Genomic DNA, 20120 nt, shown 5'->3' on the forward strand with positions numbered 1-20120 from the left:
ATCAGAGGACATAATTAAAAGAGAGAAGAAAATTAAAGCAGCCCAGGGAAAATGGCTTTTATGCCTGTCACAATAAACTCAATGCCCAGAGACATCAGTAGTAACCCCATAATACGGGTGACAACGTTGATTCCCGTCTGCCCTAATACTTTGACCAAAATAGGTGCCACACGGAATAACAGCCAACAGCAAAAAGCAAAAATGGCAATCGCCAGAGAAAGTCCAAATAAATTCAACCAGCCATGGTACCTGGAACTCCATACAATGGTTGAACTGATAGCGCCAGGCCCGGCCATCAGGGGTAAGGCCAGTGGCACAACACCAATGCTTTCACGATTGGCAGTTTCCGTTTTTTCTTGCTTATTCTGTTTATCTTCCCCTAATTTACCGCTGATCATTGACATCGCAATGGTGACCACCAATATTCCTCCGGCAATACGGAATGAATCAATAGAAATTCCGAACAGCCGCAGAATACTGTCGCCAAAGAAAAGAGATCCCCACAGAATACCGACGACTGAAAGATTGGCGGTCAAATTGGTCTTGTTACGCCCAATCGTCCCTTGATAATTAGTCATGCTAATGAAAACAGGCAAGATACCAATAGGGTTGACCAACGCAAACAACCCGATAAAAAACTTGATATAGCCGGAAAAATCTAACATGGGCTGCATCACAAACTACCTCAAATGGATTAATGTGAAAGCTAGGAACCTTCGCGGCGCTACTGTAATGTAAGTAATGGCGCTAATCCATTACTTGATAGACATCTCACCTGTCATTTTTTCTCTATTTTCGATATAAACAGTGAAGTTTCGATATAAACAGTGAAGGATTGTATTTGATGATGCTGGTTGTTTTATCTACAGAGGCACAATGTTGATAATGATTCTCATAAACGCGTTGCTGAATGGAGTCAGCATGGATAATTTTAGATAGAGATCACAAAATCACTCTCTGTAAGTCGGTATGCTTCTTCTATAGCAAAGGACGGAAACCAGTAAGACATTCATAGACAGGAATTGACACCATTTGGGAAATTGAAAGAGAAAAAAGGAAACTACCAAGCTCTTTGAGTCAATGGAATAAGAACTAATGACACAAGTAATCCATAAGACTTTTGTCATCACCGTATAATCGAGTGTGGTTATCTATACTTCTTACTTGTTCGACAGACCATTGACTGAAAGAATTTAACATTATCAGGAGAGCACTATGGCCGTAACAAATGTTGCTGAACTTAACGCACTGGTTGCACGCGTAAAAAAAGCGCAGCATGAATTTGCTAACTATTCTCAAGAGCAAGTTGATAAAATTTTCCGCGCTGCCGCACTGGCCGCCTCAGATGCTCGCATACCGCTGGCAAAAATGGCTGTTACCGAATCCGGTATGGGGATTATTGAAGACAAGGTCATCAAAAACCATTTTGCCTCTGAATATATCTACAATGCTTATAAAGATGAGCAAACCTGCGGTGTCTTATCTGAAGATAAGACCTTCGGAACAATCACCATCGCGGAACCTATCGGTATTATCTGTGGTATCGTTCCTACGACCAATCCGACGTCAACCGCAATTTTCAAAGCATTAATCAGCCTGAAAACCCGTAACGGCATCATTTTCTCCCCTCACCCGCGCGCTAAAAACGCGACTAATAAGGCCGCTGATATCGTGTTGCAGGCCGCTATCGCTGCAGGCGCACCGAAAGATATCATCGGTTGGATTGATGAACCTTCTGTTGAGCTTTCCAATCAGTTAATGCACCACCCTGATATTAACCTGATCCTGGCTACCGGTGGTCCTGGCATGGTGAAAGCGGCATACAGCTCAGGAAAACCGGCTATCGGCGTCGGTGCGGGTAATACCCCGGTCGTCGTTGACGAAACCGCTGATATCAAACGTGCAGTCGCCTCCATCTTGATGTCAAAAACCTTTGATAACGGTGTTATCTGCGCGTCTGAACAATCCGTTATTGTGGTAGACAAAGCTTATGATGCCATGCGTGAGCGTTTTATGACTCATGGCGGTTACATGTTGAAAGGCAAAGAATTGGAAGCCGTTCAGGGTGTTTTACTGAAAAATGGCGCACTGAATGCAGCTATTGTCGGCCAGCCCGCGCCTCGTATTGCGGAAATGGCAGGTATCACTGTTCCAGCTGAAACCAAAGTGTTGATCGGCGAAGTCACCAATGTTGATGAGTCCGAACCTTTTGCTCACGAAAAACTCTCCCCTACGCTGGCTATGTATCGGGCCGATGATTTCGAAGATGCCGTCGTCAAAGCTGAAAAACTGGTGGCTATGGGGGGGATCGGTCACACATCCTGTCTGTACACCGATCAGGATAACCAGACTGCGCGGGTTAATTACTTCGGCGACAAGATGAAAACCGCCCGTATTCTGATCAACACCCCAGCATCCCAAGGTGGGATTGGGGATCTTTACAACTTCAAACTCGCACCGTCATTGACATTAGGTTGTGGTTCTTGGGGCGGTAACTCCATCTCCGAGAACGTCGGGCCGAAACATCTGATCAACCGCAAAACAGTCGCTAAGCGAGCAGAAAATATGTTATGGCACAAGCTCCCCAAATCAATCTACTTCCGTCGTGGCTCTTTGCCAATCGCACTGGAAGAAGTGGCAACAGATGGTGCTAAACGCGCCTTTATCGTGACCGATCGCTTCTTGTTTAATAACGGTTACGCTGATCAGATCGTTGATGTACTGAAAAATTGCGGATTGGAAACCGATGTCTTCTTCGAGGTGGAAGCTGATCCAACGCTGAGCATCGTTCGCAAAGGCGCCGAACAGATGAATTCGTTCAAACCCGATGTCATTATCGCGCTTGGCGGTGGTTCACCGATGGATGCTGCCAAAATCATGTGGGTCATGTATGAACATCCTGATACCCACTTTGAAGATCTGGCATTGCGCTTTATGGATATCCGTAAGCGTATCTACACCTTCCCGAAAATGGGTGTAAAAGCGAAATTAATCGCGGTCACGACAACATCCGGTACGGGTTCTGAAGTGACACCGTTTGCGGTAGTTACCGATGATGCCACTGGTCAGAAATATCCGTTAGCAGACTATGCACTGACACCCGATATGGCGATCGTTGATGCCAATCTGGTTATGAACATGCCAAAATCCTTGTGCGCTTTTGGTGGCCTGGATGCCGTTACCCATGCACTTGAGGCTTATGTTTCTGTCCTGGCGAATGAATATTCCGATGGTCAGGCTTTACAGGCGCTGAAACTGCTGAAAGAAAACTTACCTACGAGCTACCACGAAGGCGCAAAAAATCCGGTCGCCCGTGAACGTGTACATAACGCGGCCACTATCGCCGGTATCGCTTTTGCCAACGCCTTCCTTGGGGTATGTCACTCCATGGCGCATAAACTGGGATCTGAATTCCATATCCCACATGGTTTGGCTAACGCCCTGCTAATCTCAAACGTGATTCGCTACAATGCCAATGATAACCCCACCAAACAGACAGCATTTAGCCAGTATGACCGTCCACAGGCTCGTCGTCGCTATGCTGAAGTGGCTGACCATCTGAAACTCGGCGCTGCGGGTGATCGTACGGCACAAAAAATTGAAAAACTGCTGATCTGGCTGGACGAAATAAAAACAGATCTGGGCATTCCAACGTCTATTCGGGAAGCTGGCGTGCAAGAAGCCGATTTTCTGGCCAAAGTTGACAAGCTTTCCGAAGATGCGTTCGATGATCAGTGTACCGGCGCTAACCCACGTTATCCGTTGATTTCTGAATTGAAACAGATCCTGATGGATACTTACTATGGTCGCCCATTCACTGAGCAATCTGGCGCAGGCAACAAGCCAACGGTTACACCTGTCGCGACTGCGCCGGTAAAACAACAGGAAAAGAAAGCGAAAAAGTCCGTTAGTTAATCATGGACAATAATGTACTGATTTAACTTGCTAAAAAAGCCCTGTTTTCTATGAAAGCAGGGCTTTTTGTTTCTGTATGGTGATTCCTTGTATCTGTAGAATCCCTTCTACTGATACACCATAATTCCCGATGGACACCAACATCCTGCCATAGACAATAAAACGCTGTAAAACGCAACATAACGCGCTTATTGCTTTCTACATATAAACCCAAGCTTAGACCGTATAAATCGTTTCTGATGCCTATTCTGAAAGGTATATCAACAATCTCCCCATATCACCGACACGGCTAATCCGTTACAGACCAGCTACCGACAAAATGATAAGGGTGGTTAATACATGGCCAAATTATCCGTTACCAACAAACCACGTCCGCAATAAAATAGCGGCTGATATTTATCCATAACGCTGAAAGTCTGAGTCAGGTTGGTCCAAAAAATTTTCCTGTTATCAGGAACACGCTTCCATACCGTCCGTGCTCCCAAACGTAACGAATGTTAATTTATGCAACGCGTAATCCAATAAACAAATAGACATGCCTAGCCTAAAAATAAGGTCAATTATTAATATGGAAAGTTAACGTTTCCAGATGAATAACCACCTATTAATCGCCTTGTTCCGACCAGTCGTGATATACGTTTATAATGCTCATAGTAAACAAGTTTGCCGCTTTCATTCCCCCTGATACGGGACTGTCCACCATCAATATCAACCCACACCGAAGCATCCAGAGTAATACATTTACCCGCAACCGCCCCCTACAACACGCCGTTTTAAGTTCAACTCTTCGACAATACCAGCTAATAAATAATGACTATCACTAAATGGTTAGCAACAAAAGCCACTACCTGTACCATACAGAAAATGGAAATACTCAATGTGCTACAGCATCTGACTACCCGTAAAAATTACCAACCTTCGCCATATCAGTTAACACGGTGAATAGTTTGCTGGCGATACGCTTTCCTCAACAGGCCAAATAACATCAACCAACACTTCAAGCGATATTCCTGATGATTAAGAGGCCAGGTCACTGGTCTACTTACCCATTTCGACCTGATAATCTAATTCGTTTTACTGCCGCTAAACAGCCATACCCCTCGTCTGTCAGTTATAGGGAAATAACAATAGCATCATGAGTTTTCTGTGTTTCTTTGTTTGAATAGAAATAAAACAAGAACACATTGTACCGTACTCAAAAGCCCCCATATGCCACGATAAGATCGTTAAAACTTGTTGAAACATCGTCACATCAAACCAGTATCATGTCAGTATTATCCTATGGATTCGTCTGATAAACGTTCATCCACGCAGAAGATAAACAATTCCAATAACGTTTCCCTCTGTAAACTATATGCCCGGCGTTAACTGATTTGATACAGACGACATCTGTAACGGAATGTATTACGAACTCCCACAACTTTTATATTGAGTAGTCATAACGTGATTATCGTTTTAAATCTGCCAAATTTTATCATTATTACAAATCTACCTATTGCAGAAAATAAAATAGCGCTCTATTATCTTATCACTGCCACCAATAATATTATTTTGAGATTAAAACAATGAGCGAAGCACTTAAGATTCTAAACAACATCCGTACTCTGCGTGCCCAGTCAAGGGAATGTAGTCTGGAGACTTTGGAAGAAATGCTGGAGAAACTGGAAGTCGTAGTTAATGAACGCCGCGATGAAGATAACCAGGCTCAGGCAGAAATTGAAGAACGTACACGCAAATTACAGCAATATCGAGATATGTTGATTGCTGATGGTATTGACCCGAACGAATTGCTACAGTCACTGGGGTCTGCCAAAGTTGCAGGTAAAAGCAAACGTGCTGCACGTCCAGCCAAATATCAATATACTGATGAAAATGGCGAACTAAAAACTTGGACTGGTCAGGGTCGTACACCGGCGGTTATCAAGAAAGCCATTGAAGAACTGGGCAAATCTCTGGATGATTTCCTACTCTAATCGATATTGGAATAAATTCTGTTTTTTAAAATACCTCCTGTCAGACAGGGGGTATTTTTATATCATACGACTAGTCGTTTTTATCCCTCGGCAAGGTACTATGCCAAGGGATAAAAGGATATTATTTGGCTTATTTGTTAATCGTTTCTTTCAGCCATTGTGTAAATTCATTGCCTAGCGTGCCATGCCGCATACCATATTCAACAAAGGCAGACATATAACCAAGCTTATTACCACAATCGTGACTGATACCTTTTAGGTGATAAGCATCAACCGTTTCTTTTTCCATAAGCATGGCAATGGCATCAGTAAGCTGAATTTCGTTTCCTGCACCAGGAGGTGTCTTTTTCAACAGATCCCATATCTGGGCGGAAAGGACATAACGGCCAACAACAGCTAAATTGGAAGGTGCTTCAGATGCTTTTGGTTTTTCAACAATACCGACCATCGGCGCGCTATCACCAGGTTTCAACTCTCGCCCCTGACAATCTACAACTCCATAGCTGCTGACATTATCTACAGGCTCGACCATAATCTGGCTGTTTCCCGTATGATAAAAACGCTGCAACATTTCACTCAGGTTGTCGTTATTCAGATCGGATTCGTATTCATCAATAATCACATCTGGCAAAATAACGGCGACAGGCTCATCACCAACTAATGGATGTGCGCAAAGTACTGCATGCCCTAACCCTTTTGCCAATCCCTGACGGACTTGCATAATAGTCACATGCTCTGGGCAAATAGACTGAACTTCATCTAATAGCTGACGCTGAACTCGCTTTTCCAGCATGGCTTCCAGTTCAAAGCTAGTATCAAAATGGTTTTCAATAGAATTCTTGGATGAATGGGTAACCAGAATAATTTCGTTGATACCTGCTGCAATACATTCGTTAACAACATACTGAATTAAAGGTTTATCTATCAGAGGTAGCATTTCCTTAGGGATAGCCTTGGTTGCAGGGAGCATTCGTGTTCCAAGTCCAGCCACGGGAATAACCGCTTTTTTTACTTTTTTATTAACAATTGACATAAACAACCTCGTATATCTTGTTCAAATAATAAGCTTTATTTATCCGGGACGTAAAATAGCGAAAGTATATCAGCTTCAATGGGCAATACTCATCCAACCTAGCGTACTGACAAAATAGAACATCAATAAGTGACATAATAGGAAATAATAACGGCAAAGCCACATAAACTGCAGCAAACAGACCACAGTGACTATCAGATTATTCTGTAGAAAGCATCAAGCGTAGTCGCCCACCGCTCCCCCATATTTGACATTGCCATGACTCACAATGATAACTGAGCTGATTCAGATAAGCGCCGTTCATCGTCCCCAATGGAACACCACTGTTTAGTGCCAGCTGATTCTCGTTTACGTTTAACGTGGCATGCAAACCAGCAGAAATCAGAATCAATCTATTTAGTTCTCGATGATAATAACCCACCAAAAGTGGAAACTGGCCTTTTAGGCTGGCTTTACGTAACAGCTGATTTACCTGCTTTAGCAGAATAGGTAACTCTGGTAGCCGTCGTCGTTGGTGAGCCAAATGCTCCTGCAGCAATTCATTAAATAGAGTCCGCAATAATAATGCAGCCAGGACCCCATTATTATTGACTCCCTGGGTAACATCCAGGCAGTAGAAAGCCAATTCGTTTTCAGATAATGCAGCAATATCCAATACCAGCCCAGAATGGTCTGCTACGGTGAGTTGGCGATAATTGATCCGACATCCGGCAATAGTTTGCTGTACCGGCGGTTGTAATTGTTTAAGCAGTTTAATCGCGGCCGTTGGTGACTGATTCAGGGAATCCATGTCCTGCATTAATTGTTCCACTTCATTAGCCTGGGACATAAACATATCAGGATATAGACAGGACATCACGGATTCACGCAAGCGTGAATAGTCACGAATCGGTTTTAACAGCACATCCTGCACACCTAGACGTAATATTTTTGCGACATCAGCCATTTGACTTGTCGCTGAAACGACGAGAATGGGTGTAGTCGCATCATGTAATCTCAGACGCTCAACAAATTCAAATCCCCCCATTGTGGGCATATTGAGGTCACAGATAATCAAATCGGGTGGATGACGCGCTGCCAGACTTAGTGCTTTCAAGCCGTTTCCAGCTTCATGAATATTGGCTCCCAGTGATGTCAAATAACCCGCCAGCACAGAACGGAAAACAGCTTCATCTTCGACGATTAAAATATGTTTACCCGTTAGTGGTTGTGCCATTGGCGACCTCTTTCTCCCAACATATTTATTGTTACTCTTATTTTTTGTCTCAGGTTCACAGCCAAGCGAACTTTACACGGATCCATCTATAAGTAGTAACAACTCATCCCTTTTTTTTTCAACTGCCAGCCGTCCCGCATCAATAGCCTCTTGCGCACGGTGAAAATCAAGCGTAGAGATTTGAGGGCAATGGGGTTGAATCAGTATATCGGGAGGGTCACCCGCCATACGATTCATCTTGAGACGGTTTTCCAAGATATGGATAGACGTACTCATGATCTCCATAGCGTTAGGTATGTTTCCTGGCGTCCGTCGCAAACTGCGGGTTAACCGATCACGAATTCGTCGGGGCCAGCCTCGCAAGCGTCTATCAGTCTCATTTCCTATTAGCTTCTCTGACATGAGGTCATGGTGTTTCAAATTGGCATCATGTTGTAAATCAACGGCAATAACCACATCCGCCCCCATGGCCCTAGTCAACGAAACCGGAACCGGATTGACAACAGCCCCATCAACTAACCAGTAGCCATTAAACAACACTGGAGATAGCAACCCTGGCATGCTGCATGAGGCTCGGATAGACAGATGTAGATCTCCTTGCGTCAGCCACAGCTCTCTGCCAGTACTCAGATTAGTCGCTACGGCTCCGTATTTGATGGCACAGTCTTCAATATATCGTGTATCAAGCAAGTCTCTTATATAATTGAACACCCGATCACCTCTCAATAACCCTCCTTTACTCCAGGAAAAATCCATCATCCGAATAACATCCCAATAGCGGAAACGGCTGACCCAACGTTCCATGTCGTCCAGATGATGCGTAGCATATGCCGCACCAACCAATGCCCCAACCGAGCAACCAGCCACGATTTCGATCTCCACTCCCATATCCTTCAATGCGTTAATCACTCCGATATGAGCCCACCCCTTTGCCGCTCCCGAGCCTAGTGCCAGACCGACTTTTACCTTCCGCATGGTTTTGCCTCCATCTGTTTTCATTTTAGCTTACATTGCTACTTTCAGGACTTTGAGTAACATACGAGATGCCTTATTGAGGCTTTCTCATTATTTCAACGTTATACCAAGTCTTGTAGGAGATATTGTGTCGGAATGTTGCCCGTGTGGTAGTGGTCAGTCGTATGAAACATGTTGCCAACCCTATATAAACCAGATGATTCCTGCTCTCAATCCAGTCTTATTGATGCGTTCACGCCACACAGCCTATGTTAGACAAGATGTAAATTACCTGATCTCGACCTGGCACCCCGACTGCCAAGCAGAAAACTGGCGCAGTAGCATTACCGAAAGTTGTGCAGACACTCACTGGCTTGGTTTGACGATCATTGCCCAGACACCCGGTAAAAATAAGGATGAAGGCTACGTTGAATTTGCAGCACGCTACACCCCAACCCAGACACCCCGGCATTTGATGGTAATGCGAGAACGCTCGCGCTTCCTTCGTTATGATGATCGCTGGTACTATGTCGATGGTGTTCATCTACAGACTGGCAGAAATGACCATTGTCCATGTGGTTCCGGCAAAAAATACAAAAAATGCTGTGGACAGTAACATCTATAGGCAGAGACTCCGGTGCGATATAGCGATACAATCCGCCGATTTACGTTTTAGACAGGATTCACATTTCTATGCAATCCCATAATATACAAAGAAAAGTATTACGTACTATTTGCCCTGATGCGAAAGGGCTGATCGCTAAAATCACCAACATTTGCTACAAGCATGAACTTAATATCGTGCAAAACTCAGAATACGTAGACCACCGAACGGGTCGTTTCTTCATGCGTACAGAGCTGGAAGGTATTTTTAATGATACAACCCTGCTGGCCGATCTTGATGGCGCATTACCGAAAGGTTCGATCCGAGAACTGAGCAGTGCCGGCCGCCGCCGAATTGTTATTCTGGTAACAAAAGAAGCACATTGTCTGGGTGATCTGTTGATGAAATGTGCTTATGGTGGTCTGGACGTAGAAATAGCCGCAGTTATTGGCAACCATGATACCTTGCGGTCCCTGGTCGAACGTTTCGACATTCCGTTCCATCTGGTCAGCCATGAAGGGTTAAGCAGAGAAGAACACGACCTCAACATGATCGCTCAGATCGATCAGTTCAAGCCCGACTATGTCGTGTTGGCAAAGTATATGCGCATACTGACGCCGGCTTTCGTACAGCATTACCCGAATCAGGTCATTAATATTCACCACTCTTTTCTACCTGCCTTTATCGGTGCACGCCCGTACCATCAGGCTTACGAAAGAGGAGTAAAAATCATTGGCGCCACAGCGCACTATGTCAATGACAGCCTTGACGAAGGTCCGATCATCATGCAGGACGTTATCCATGTTAATCATACTTATACGGCAGATGATATGATGCGTGCCGGTCGTGACGTGGAAAAAAATGTATTAAGTCGGGCACTCTATCAGGTGCTGGCACAACGCGTATTCGTTTACGGTAATCGCACGATTATTCTGTAATTCTTACAGCTACGTTATTTTTCGCTCACAAGACCGACAGATGGCATAAAAAATCGGCAAACAGCTCTGTTTCTGCTGTTTCCGTCTTTACAGGGGCGCGACATTTGATATGATGCGCCCGCTTAACGCGAAAGACGATTTTTAGGCCAGTGGTGGGGTTCCCGAGCGGCCAAAGGGAGCAGACTGTAAATCTGCCGTCACAGACTTCGAAGGTTCGAATCCTTCCCCCACCACCATCTCAGATATACTCCAACACTCCCCCTTGTAGAGACAATTCAGAATGTTCCCGAGTGAAGGGGAAGGTGAAGAACCTTCGCCAAGGTTCGACAAAACCGTAGGTTTTGAACAATGCCTATGCATTGGCCCGCAGGGCAAGGAGCGCAGCGACGCGTAATCCTTCCCCCACCACCATCTCAGATATACTCCAGCACTCTCCCCTGTAGAGACAATTCAGAATGTTCCTGAGTGAAGGGGAAGGTGAAGAACCTTCGCCAAGGTTCGACAAAACCGTAGGTTTTGAACAATGCCTATGCATTGGCCCGCAGGGCAAGGAGCGCAGCGACGCGTAATCCTTCCCCCACTACCATCTCAGATATACTCCAGCATTCCCCCCTGTAGAGACAATTCAGAATGTTCCCAACGCTTGCCAGCGCTACTCTTTCCAGCGCCCCGGTATATAGGAGAATACCGGCAATTTCCAGGACCAGCGGATAGCGGCCAATCGCACAACCAAACCGATAACAAATGAGATTAATTGGTTGACGTCATGATTGAAAGACAGTTTCCCCAATCCCAAATAAATCAGGGCAACCAGTAGCGATACACTGGCATACAGTTCTTTGCGCAATACCAGCGGCGTTCGGTTACAGAAGATATCCCGCAGAATGCCACCGAATATACCAGTGGTAATCCCGGCCATCACCACGACAGTCACCGAGTACCCTAGCCCCAGAGCAACATTACAACCGATGATGGTAAAAGCGATCAACCCCATGGCATCCAGTACCAAAAACAGTTGCTGTAGATGATGCATAACCCGGGCAATAATAATAGTGAACAAACCAGCCCCGATGGTGAGGTAAATATAAGCCGGATGTTGTGTCCAACCGATGGGGTAGTTTCCCAGCAGGATATCCCGCACGGTGCCGCCGCCTAACGCAGTGATGAAGGCGATAAGAGAAACGCCAAAGATATCCATATTACGACGTCCGGCGGCCAGCGCCCCCGACATACTTTCCGCAGTGATGGCAATCAGATAGATGTAGGTCAACACACAAGAACCCCTGTGAAATGCGCCCCTCCCTCTGTCCTGTTTACCTGAGAGTTTAGCAGCCAACGCTGCTTGCCCCTTCGGTGGATTACCTGAGCAATCTCTCTCCAGTTGGCATCAATGGAATTCGCAGTATGGCAGCCTGAGCGATTATGGGAGTTTGCGCCTTCGGCGGGGTACTAAATTTAGTGCCCTCTCTCCTGCGAGTCGCGGAGTATACGGGCTCCGATAAAGGTGTTCAACCAACCATCAGTGATTCTTATTACAAAAAATACGCCTTCACATCCTGTGTCGTGACTCTGTGTACCGGTTTCTGCTAACATCAGTGCACATTCTTTAACAATGGCAGCGAACATGAAGTTTGTTTCTTTTAATATCAATGGACTGCGTGCCAGACCACATCAGCTGGCTGCACTCATCGAACAGCATCAACCTGACGTTATTGGCTTACAGGAAACCAAAGTTCATGACGACATGTTTCCACTGGAAGACGTTAGCCAGTATGGCTACCATGTTTTTTACCATGGTCAGAAAGGGCACTATGGCGTAGCGCTATTGACCAAAAATAAGCCACTGGACGTAAGACGCGGATTCCCCACTGATGAAGATGACGCGCAGCGGCGTATCATCATGGCTGATATTGCAACATCCCGCGGCAAACTCACCGTTATCAATGGTTATTTTCCTCAAGGTGAAAGCCGTGTTCATCCAGTGAAATTCCCGGCCAAAACCCGCTTTTATCAAGATTTGCAAGAATATGTTGAACAGCATCATAAAGCCGATCAGCCGCTGATTATCATGGGGGACATGAATATCAGTCCAAGCGATCTGGATATCGGTATTGGTGAAGAAAACCGCAAACGCTGGCTGCGGACAGGCAAATGTTCATTTCTGCCAGAAGAGCGTGAATGGATGGCTCGTTTACAGAATTGGGGGCTAGTTGATACATTTCGGGCCGCTAACCCAGAGTCAAATAATCAATTTTCATGGTTTGATTATCGTTCCAGCGGCTTCGACACTAACCGCGGACTGCGTATTGACTTGATATTGGCAAGTCAACCGTTGGCGGACTGCTGCACCGGAACCGGTATTGACTATGTCATCCGGGCAATGGATAAACCATCCGATCACGCACCAATATGGGCGGAATTTTCACTTTAAACCAATAATGGCCTGCGCATTTTGTGTTAAGGCCATTGCTTATTTGACTATCTGCCATATCAGGTTATTGGTACCCAATGACTGTTTGTCCCTCACGCATTGCAGCAAAACGCCTTCCGTTTTCAATACCGCACCTTCTGAATAGCTTTTATTCTGATAAATGCAGCAACTCATGCAGTTGGTGGGCACTTCACGTGATGTATTATTCCCGTTTCCCCAGACCACTTGTGGAGGCACGGGTACCACAATGTCAGTATTCGTTTGGCCCGTCTGATTGGCCTGAACCAATGAAGGCAGCATCGCAGCTGCACCGACAACGAACAGAAAAATAAACCGTCTCATGGATGTTGTTCCTTTGCTTTAGACTGTGGCTTCCGCCGTTTTTTCCCGCTCACCTGTGCAGGTGGCAATCCTTTAAACGCAGTAATATTACCGCTCTGTTTTGCCTGCTGAATCAACTCATATAGCGACTGAGTCAACGGTTGCATGAAATCCTGATAGCGGCAGTGCTTTTCGCTGATTTGTGTCAACGTCGCCTCCCAATGCGCTGTCATGTCCGGATGTGCCGCGCTGGGTGGTAATGAATGAATCAGAGCCCTGCCGGTTTCACTGGCGTGAATATAACGCCCTTTTTTGATTAGGAAGGCCCGTTTGAACAGTAACTCAATAATCCCCGCTCGCGTGGCTTCCGTCCCTAACCCATCGGTAGCACGCAGGATCTTCTTCAGCATTTTATCTTGTACAAACCGGGCAATCCCGGTCATGGCTGAAAGCAACGTCGCATCAGTGAAATGACGTGGTGGTTGCGTCTCCCGCGCCACGACCTCTCCTCGTTCGCAAAGTAATTCATCGTCTTTGGCGACAACAGGCAACGGCATTCCTTCATTCTCTTCATCCCGTTCTTTGCCTCCCAACAAGGTTCGCCAGCCCGCTTCCGCCAAAAAACGCGCTTTAGCCACAAACTTTCCCCCGGCAATATCCAGCTCGATAACACACTTGCGGAATACAGCATCCGCGCAAAACTGCATCAGATATTGTCGGGCGATAAGACCATAGACTTTGCTTTCATTATCAGTCAGCACCGTGCGGGTACTGCGTGCTGTTGGGACGATGGCATGATGCGCATCGACTTTACTGTCGTTCCAACAGCGATTGCGTCGTTCACTATCTACTGCCGGCTGAGGCAACAAATCTGGCTGATGCGTGCCAATCGCCTTGAGTACCGCATGACGTCCGGCAAAATGCTCTTCCGGTAAATAACGGCTATCAGATCGAGGGTAAGTGATCAACTTATGGGTTTCGTATAGACGCTGGCAAATATCCAGCACTTGCTGGGCACTAAGCCCAAAACGTTTGGCCGCTTCAATCTGCAACACAGACAGGGAGTATGGCAACGGCGCCGTTTCTGATTCCCGTTTATCACTATAGCTCGTAACAGTGGCTGGCTGCCCTTCGATACGTTTGACCACATGTTCGGCCAACGATCGATGTAACAAACGGCCCTCTTCATCCTGATAAGGCTCACAGGACTCACTGGGTTGCCACAGTGCGATAAAGCGTTCGCCAGCAGGTGTCAGAATATGGGCTTTTACTTCAAAATAATCTTTGGGTACGAAATGCTCAATCTCTTCATCGCGCCGGACCACCAGTCCAAGAACCGGCGTCTGGACGCGGCCAACAGACAACACACCGCTATAACCGGCGTTTCTTCCCAACAATGTATATGCCCGGGTCATATTGATGCCATATAACCAGTCAGCACGCGAACGAGCCAGTGCGGACACACATAATGGGATAAACTCCCGGTTTTCACGCATCCGGGAAACTGCACGCTCCACGGCTTGTGGGTTAAGATCGTTAATCAGACAACGATGTACATGCTGTCGCTTTTCATCCGAAAGTGAAAGATATTCCAACACTTCATCCACCAGCAACTGCCCTTCACGATCCGGGTCGCCAGCATGAATAATTTCATCCGCCTGCGCCAACAGCCGTTTAATGGCATTTAACTGCTTGCTGACCGACGGACGCGGCTGTAACAGCCATTTTTGCGGAATAATCGGCAGGTCAGCCAATGTCCAGCGCGTATAGCGGCTGTCATAGGCATCCGGCTGTGCCTGTTCCAGCAAATGCCCGATACACCAGGTAACAACATCGTGCTCACCACAGGCGATATAGCCATCACCGCGCCGATGTGGCTTGGGTAGAACATCAGCAATCGCACGAGCAAGGCTGGGCTTTTCGGCAATAAACAGTCGCATTTTTCACCGCAATACAGACAGTCATTTCTTGTAAGCCATCTTCATAAAGGAATGAAGATGGCGTTGATAATCATCAGAAATAATTAACAAACTTTTTCGTGTCGAGTGGCGTTACCGTTAGGGAGGCTTTGAGTTGAGGTGTACCAAGGTAAAGGAAACCGACAATCTCATCCTGCGGTCGACAACCAAATGCCTCACGTACCAGATTGTGATGAGTCCAGGCACCACTGCGCCAAATGCCATTAAACCCCTGGGCTTGCGCGGCCATTTGCATGGCATGAACGGCGCAACCAGCCGAAACCACTTGCTCCCACTGAGGAACTTTGGGGTTTTCTTCACAGTGCGCAATCACGGCAATGATCATCGGCGCCCGAAACGGAGACTGACGGGCTTTTTCTATAACCGCTTCATCCAGTCTATCCTGCTGTGCAGCCTGCATCAGTACAGCACTAAAACGGGACAGCCCCTCATCCTGAATAATAAAAAAGCGCCAGGGTTGCAGCGCGCCATGGTCGGGAGCCCGCATCCCGGCATGAATGATATTATCAAGCGCATCGCCGGATGGTGCAGGGGTAATCAATCGAGATGCCGAACGACGATTTAGTAATAATTCAAGAGCATCCATCACACTTCTCCTGTATTACATCGAGTGCCAGTGATAAGACAAATATGCGCGCCACGTTATCACAGGTAGAAGTTTTGTTACAAGTTAGCCACCTGACCGCATATTTCGGACATGATAAAAGCTGACTTTTTTCTATCGGCTCATTAGGATACTAAACTGTTTCTTCCGTTTTCGGAGTTATCATGCGCACGATGTGGCGAATTTTTAGTGGGTTAGTTAAGTGGATCTGGGGTCTACTCAATCTTATCCGTGAATTTATACTCAATATTTTTCTTATCCTATTGATTTTATTAGGTGTCGGGATTTATAACCAAATCAGAGCCCCTCAGGAAGAACCTTCCCGTGGCGCACTGTTGCTTGATTTAACCGGTGTCGTGGTAGACAAACCCTCAGTCAACAACAAACTGCGTCAGTTTGGCCGTGAGTTTTTGGGAGTTTCCGCCAGCCGGCACCAGGAAAATTCCCTGTTTGATATTGTTGACAGTATCCGCCAGGCTAAAAACGATAGTAATATCACCGGGATAGTCATGGACCTGACGGATTTAACCGGTGCTGACCAGCCTTCCCTGCAATATATTGGTAAAGCGCTGCGCGAATTCCGTGATAGTGGGAAACCCATCTACGCGGTCGGTGATAATTACAACCAGATACAGTATTACCTGGCTAGCTACGCGAACAAGATTTACCTGACTCCGCAGGGCAATGTCGATCTGCATGGTCTTGCGACCAACAATCTCTATTACAAAACGCTGTTGGATAAATTGAAGGTAACAACCCACGTCTTCCGGGTCGGCACCTATAAATCAGCGGTTGAGCCATTCATCCGTGACAATATGTCTTCAGCGGCTCGCGAAGCAGACAGCCGTTGGATCAACATCCTGTGGCAGCATTATCTGGATACTGTTGCAGCCAACCGTCAAATTACACCGCAACAACTTTTCCCAGGAGCTGAAGGGATTCTGGCGGGATTACGTGCAGTTGACGGCGATACGGCGCGCTACGCGCTGGAAAATAAGCTGGTCGATGAAGTGGCCTCACACACGATAATCGAACAGTCATTGATAAAAGCGTTCGGCTGGGATGCGAAAGACAGAAATTTCAATTTCACCAGTATCTACGACTATACACCGACTAAACCGACACCGGACGCCAACAAAATTGCGGTGATCTTTGCCGATGGAATGATCGTCGATGGGTCGGAAACCCCAGGTTATGTTGGTGGTGATACCACTGCCGAGCAAATTCGTGAGGCCCGGCTCAACCCTAAAGTCAAAGCGGTTATTTTACGGGTTAACAGTCCAGGTGGTAGCGTTAATGCCTCCGAACGAATCCGTTCCGAACTGGAGGCAGTTCGTCTGGCTGGAAAACCGGTTGTCGTTTCTATGGGCGGAATGGCGGCTTCCGGTGGTTACTGGATATCAACTCCCGCCAATTACATTATTGCCAGCCCCAGTACACTAACCGGTTCTATCGGTATTTTTGGTGTGATCAATACCTTTGAAAACTCCCTGGATAGCATTGGTGTTCATACTGACGGTGTAGCCACATCACCATTAGCCGATCTGGCTGTAACCAAGTCATTACCCCCAGTATTTAGTCAACTTATGCAACTAAATATTGAGCGTGGTTATAAAAACTTCGTGTCACTGGTTGCTAAATCACGGAAGAAATCGACTGAGCAAATTGATGAAATCGCTCAAGGGCACGTTTGGGTGGGTAGCGATGCCAAAGCCAACGGCCTGGTGGATCAATTAGGCGATTTTGACGACGCAGTGAAGAAAGCCGCTGAGCTGGCAAAACTCAATCACTACCAACTAAGCTGGTTTATGGAACAGCCAAGCCTGTTCGATGTCATGTTTAATCAGGTGAGAGGTTCCGTTTATGCCATGCTGCCTTCAGCGTTACAGGCCATGCTACCCGCACCAGTAGCGCAATTGGCGGAAACCATTCGTTCACAACCGTCTATCCTGAATAAGATGAACGATCCACAAAATCGGTATGCGCTCTGTCTCACCTGTGGAGATATCCGCTAAACATACTGACAGCCCGGTAAGACGCCGGGCTGTTTTCCTGCTGGTTACATTTATCGTCCAGCGTTTTATCTCTTGTAATGATATCCATGCAAAAAAAATCCATTTATGTTGCCTATACCGGCGGTACCATTGGTATGCAACGCTCAGAAAACGGCTATATTCCCGTCTCCGGTCATCTGCAGCAGCAGGTAGCCAACATGCCGGAATTTCATCGACTGGAAATGCCGTCTTTCACCATTCACGAATACACGCCGTTAATCGACTCTTCGGACATGACACCGGCGGACTGGCAATCTATCGCCAATGATATTCAGCAACACTATGATGATTATGATGGTTTTGTCATTTTGCATGGCACAGACACCATGGCATTTACGGCATCCGCACTCTCCTTCATGTTGGAGAATCTTGCCAAACCGGTAATAGTGACAGGGTCACAAATTCCATTGGCTGAACTGCGCTCGGATGGCCAGACTAATCTGCTGAATGCGTTGTATGTAGCCGCCAATCATCCAGTGAATGAAGTCAGTCTGTTTTTTAACAACAAACTGCTGCGTGGAAACCGAACCACTAAAGCTCATGCTGACGGTTTTGATGCGTTTGCATCCCCCAACTACCCTCCGTTGCTGGAAGCCGGTATCCATATCCGTCGATTAGCGCCACTACCACAAACACCAGCCTCCGGTGCGCTGATCGTCCATAACATTACGCCGCAACCCATTGGCGTTATCACTATTTATCCCGGTATTTCCGCCGATGTCGTCAGCAACTTTTTGCGCCAGCCCGTCAAGGCACTGATATTGCGATCTTATGGTGTCGGTAATGCCCCACAAAGTTCCGGACTGCTTAATGAACTTCGCCAGGCGTCAGAGCGAGGCATTGTGGTCGTTAATCTGACACAGTGCATTTCAGGACGAGTCAATATGGAAGGATACGCTACCGGTAACGCACTAGCGCAAGCCGGTGTCATCAGTGGTTTCGATATGACGGTTGAAGCCGCACTTACAAAGCTACATTATTTACTCAGTCGTGATGATCTCTCGCCAGTCGATGTCCGCCGTCTGATGCAGCAAAATCTACGCGGTGAGCTGAGCGACAAAGATTAAGAGGAACAGTTATGAACAGAGCGTTATTACTGATCGATTTGCAGAATGATTTCTGTCCAGGCGGCGCATTGCCGATAACTGACGGTGGCCAGGTTATTTCAGTAGCCAATCGAGCCATTGAAGCTTGCCAGGCAGCTACTGTTACAGTTATCGCCAGTCAAGATTGGCATCCGGCGAATCATAGTAGCTTTGCTATCAATTCTGGCTCAGTGGTGGGGGAAATAGGTGAATTAGACGGTTTGCCACAGGTTTGGTGGCCGGTTCATTGCGTACAAGAACAGACCGGCGCCGATTTTCATGCTGATCTCAATCGCCAAGCCATAAACTGGGTTGTACGTAAAGGTACGCAAAGCAATATCGACAGTTATAGCGCCTTTTTTGATAACGGGCATCGAGCTAAAACCTGCCTGGACGATTGGCTGAAGGCACACAGTATTAACCGACTCACCGTTATGGGACTGGCGACAGACTACTGCGTTAACTATACCGTGCTGGACGCTCTGTCCTTGGGATATCAAACGGAAGTATTGGTCGAAGGATGCCGGGGCGTCAATCTACAGCCGCAAGACAGCCAACTGGCGCTTCAAAACATGGCGCATCATGGTGCCACATTGATAGACTTGCCGACGTTTATCGACTCTCTTTCATAAAGTGTGTGAGCCGATCGGAATAACCCGTAGTAACATCAATTACGACGGGTTACTTAAAATCAGGATGCTTTCAGTTGCCTAATCCTGTGGTTTCAGTGTAATTATTGGTGCTTCCTGAAATTGCTGTTTCAGTGCTTGCTTACTTTTTATTTCAATTTCACCTTGTGTATTAATGCTCATGTGTTCCGCATCAATATTATGCTGGGACTGCCACAGCATCACTATTTGCAACGAATTTTCTTTCTGTTCCGCAGTCAGTGACACACCATCCGGCCATTTACCTAATTCGACAGCCGTTACCAGTCGCTGATAAATTTCCGGGGTCATAGTATTGATCAAGTCATCAAGTTGCATCTGTCTTCCTGCCATCCAACACGTTTT

17 protein-coding genes, 1 tRNA gene, 2 other RNA genes and 1 riboswitch are annotated in these 20120 nt (G+C 46.6%); of the genes, 11 read left to right on the forward strand and 9 right to left on the reverse strand.

Annotation, left to right across the window (positions count from 1 at the left end; translation table 11 throughout):
- Positions 1 to 32 precede the first annotated feature (32 nt).
- Positions 33 to 677, reverse strand: a complete 645-nt coding sequence (locus tag RS889_RS11540) for a YchE family NAAT transporter (protein ID WP_315710846.1) — start codon at positions 675 to 677, stop codon at positions 33 to 35.
- A gap of 538 nt (positions 678 to 1215) precedes the next feature.
- Between RS889_RS11540 and adhE the strand changes: the two genes are divergently transcribed.
- On the forward strand, positions 1216 to 3915 hold the full coding sequence (gene adhE, locus RS889_RS11545; protein WP_315710848.1) for a bifunctional acetaldehyde-CoA/alcohol dehydrogenase: 2700 nt from the start codon (positions 1216 to 1218) through the stop codon (positions 3913 to 3915).
- Positions 3916 to 5480: 1565 nt separating this feature from the next.
- Positions 5481 to 5888: a histone-like nucleoid-structuring protein H-NS gene (hns, locus tag RS889_RS11550; RefSeq protein WP_315710849.1), complete on the forward strand. Its 408-nt coding sequence runs from the start codon at positions 5481 to 5483 to the stop codon at positions 5886 to 5888.
- Between the two features lie 130 nt (positions 5889 to 6018).
- Here the strand turns inward: hns and galU are convergent, their stop codons facing one another.
- The 3 genes from galU to rssA form a co-directional block, all read right to left on the reverse strand.
- On the reverse strand, positions 6019 to 6921 hold the full coding sequence (gene galU / locus RS889_RS11555) for a UTP--glucose-1-phosphate uridylyltransferase GalU (RefSeq protein ID WP_021015945.1): 903 nt from the start codon (positions 6919 to 6921) through the stop codon (positions 6019 to 6021).
- A 199-nt stretch (positions 6922 to 7120) separates the two neighbouring features.
- Positions 7121 to 8137, reverse strand: a complete 1017-nt coding sequence (gene rssB / locus RS889_RS11560; protein WP_315710852.1) for a two-component system response regulator RssB — start codon at positions 8135 to 8137, stop codon at positions 7121 to 7123.
- Positions 8138 to 8209: 72 nt separating this feature from the next.
- Positions 8210 to 9112, reverse strand: coding sequence for a patatin-like phospholipase RssA (rssA, locus tag RS889_RS11565; protein WP_315710853.1), 903 nt, complete (start codon positions 9110 to 9112; stop codon positions 8210 to 8212).
- A gap of 127 nt (positions 9113 to 9239) precedes the next feature.
- Here rssA and RS889_RS11570 point away from each other — a divergent pair, with 127 nt between their 5' ends.
- The 5 genes from RS889_RS11570 to RS889_RS11590 all read left to right on the forward strand — a co-directional run bounded on the left by RS889_RS11570 (position 9240) and on the right by RS889_RS11590 (position 11219).
- Complete coding sequence (locus RS889_RS11570; RefSeq protein WP_315710854.1) at positions 9240 to 9707, forward strand: YchJ family protein; 468 nt, start codon at positions 9240 to 9242, stop codon at positions 9705 to 9707.
- Positions 9708 to 9784: 77 nt separating this feature from the next.
- Positions 9785 to 10633, forward strand: coding sequence for a formyltetrahydrofolate deformylase (gene purU / locus RS889_RS11575; RefSeq protein ID WP_021015941.1), 849 nt, complete (start codon positions 9785 to 9787; stop codon positions 10631 to 10633).
- Positions 10634 to 10784: 151 nt separating this feature from the next.
- Positions 10785 to 10869, forward strand: a tRNA-Tyr gene (locus tag RS889_RS11580).
- Between the two features lie 46 nt (positions 10870 to 10915).
- A non-coding RNA gene (locus RS889_RS11585) (RtT sRNA) lies at positions 10916 to 11044 on the forward strand.
- 46 nt (positions 11045 to 11090) lie between these two features.
- Positions 11091 to 11219, forward strand: a non-coding RNA gene (locus RS889_RS11590) — RtT sRNA.
- A gap of 66 nt (positions 11220 to 11285) precedes the next feature.
- Here RS889_RS11590 and RS889_RS11595 read toward each other — a convergent pair.
- Positions 11286 to 11906 carry a trimeric intracellular cation channel family protein gene (locus RS889_RS11595; protein ID WP_021015940.1) on the reverse strand — a complete coding sequence of 207 codons (621 nt, stop codon included), beginning with the start codon at positions 11904 to 11906 and terminating at the stop codon, positions 11286 to 11288.
- A 21-nt stretch (positions 11907 to 11927) separates the two neighbouring features.
- Positions 11928 to 12024, reverse strand: a riboswitch (glycine riboswitch).
- Positions 12025 to 12257: 233 nt separating this feature from the next.
- Here RS889_RS11595 and xthA point away from each other — a divergent pair.
- Complete coding sequence (gene xthA / locus RS889_RS11600) at positions 12258 to 13064, forward strand: exodeoxyribonuclease III (protein WP_021015938.1); 807 nt, start codon at positions 12258 to 12260, stop codon at positions 13062 to 13064.
- A 39-nt stretch (positions 13065 to 13103) separates the two neighbouring features.
- Here xthA and RS889_RS11605 read toward each other — a convergent pair whose 3' ends face one another.
- The 3 genes from RS889_RS11605 to RS889_RS11615 all read right to left on the reverse strand — a co-directional run bounded on the left by RS889_RS11605 (position 13104) and on the right by RS889_RS11615 (position 15950).
- On the reverse strand, positions 13104 to 13406 hold the full coding sequence (locus RS889_RS11605; RefSeq protein WP_315710855.1) for a DUF1496 domain-containing protein: 303 nt from the start codon (positions 13404 to 13406) through the stop codon (positions 13104 to 13106).
- Positions 13403 to 15325, reverse strand: a complete 1923-nt coding sequence (locus RS889_RS11610; RefSeq protein ID WP_021015936.1) for a DNA topoisomerase III — start codon at positions 15323 to 15325, stop codon at positions 13403 to 13405. Before RS889_RS11610 ends, RS889_RS11605 begins: the two co-directional genes overlap by 4 nt.
- A 73-nt stretch (positions 15326 to 15398) precedes the next feature.
- A complete protein-coding gene (locus RS889_RS11615; RefSeq protein ID WP_315710856.1) occupies positions 15399 to 15950 on the reverse strand; it encodes an NAD(P)H nitroreductase in 552 nt (183 codons plus the stop codon).
- Between the two features lie 182 nt (positions 15951 to 16132).
- Here RS889_RS11615 and sppA point away from each other — a divergent pair, with 182 nt between their 5' ends.
- From sppA to pncA, 3 genes are all read left to right on the forward strand, one after another.
- Positions 16133 to 17983, forward strand: a complete 1851-nt coding sequence (gene sppA, locus RS889_RS11620) for a signal peptide peptidase SppA (RefSeq protein ID WP_315710858.1) — start codon at positions 16133 to 16135, stop codon at positions 17981 to 17983.
- A gap of 86 nt (positions 17984 to 18069) precedes the next feature.
- Positions 18070 to 19089, forward strand: a complete 1020-nt coding sequence (ansA, locus tag RS889_RS11625; RefSeq protein WP_315710859.1) for an asparaginase — start codon at positions 18070 to 18072, stop codon at positions 19087 to 19089.
- 11 nt (positions 19090 to 19100) lie between these two features.
- Positions 19101 to 19739 (forward strand): bifunctional nicotinamidase/pyrazinamidase, encoded by a 639-nt coding sequence (pncA, locus tag RS889_RS11630; RefSeq protein WP_315710860.1) that lies wholly within the window; start codon positions 19101 to 19103, stop codon positions 19737 to 19739.
- 78 nt (positions 19740 to 19817) lie between these two features.
- Here the strand turns inward: pncA and RS889_RS11635 are convergent, their stop codons facing one another.
- Positions 19818 to 20093: a YeaC family protein gene (locus RS889_RS11635; RefSeq protein ID WP_315710861.1), complete on the reverse strand. Its 276-nt coding sequence runs from the start codon at positions 20091 to 20093 to the stop codon at positions 19818 to 19820.
- Between the last annotated feature and the right edge of the window lie 27 nt (positions 20094 to 20120).

The sequence above is a fragment of the Brenneria uluponensis genome (genome assembly GCF_032395385.1).
Lineage (GTDB): Bacteria > Pseudomonadota > Gammaproteobacteria > Enterobacterales > Enterobacteriaceae > Prodigiosinella > Prodigiosinella aquatilis.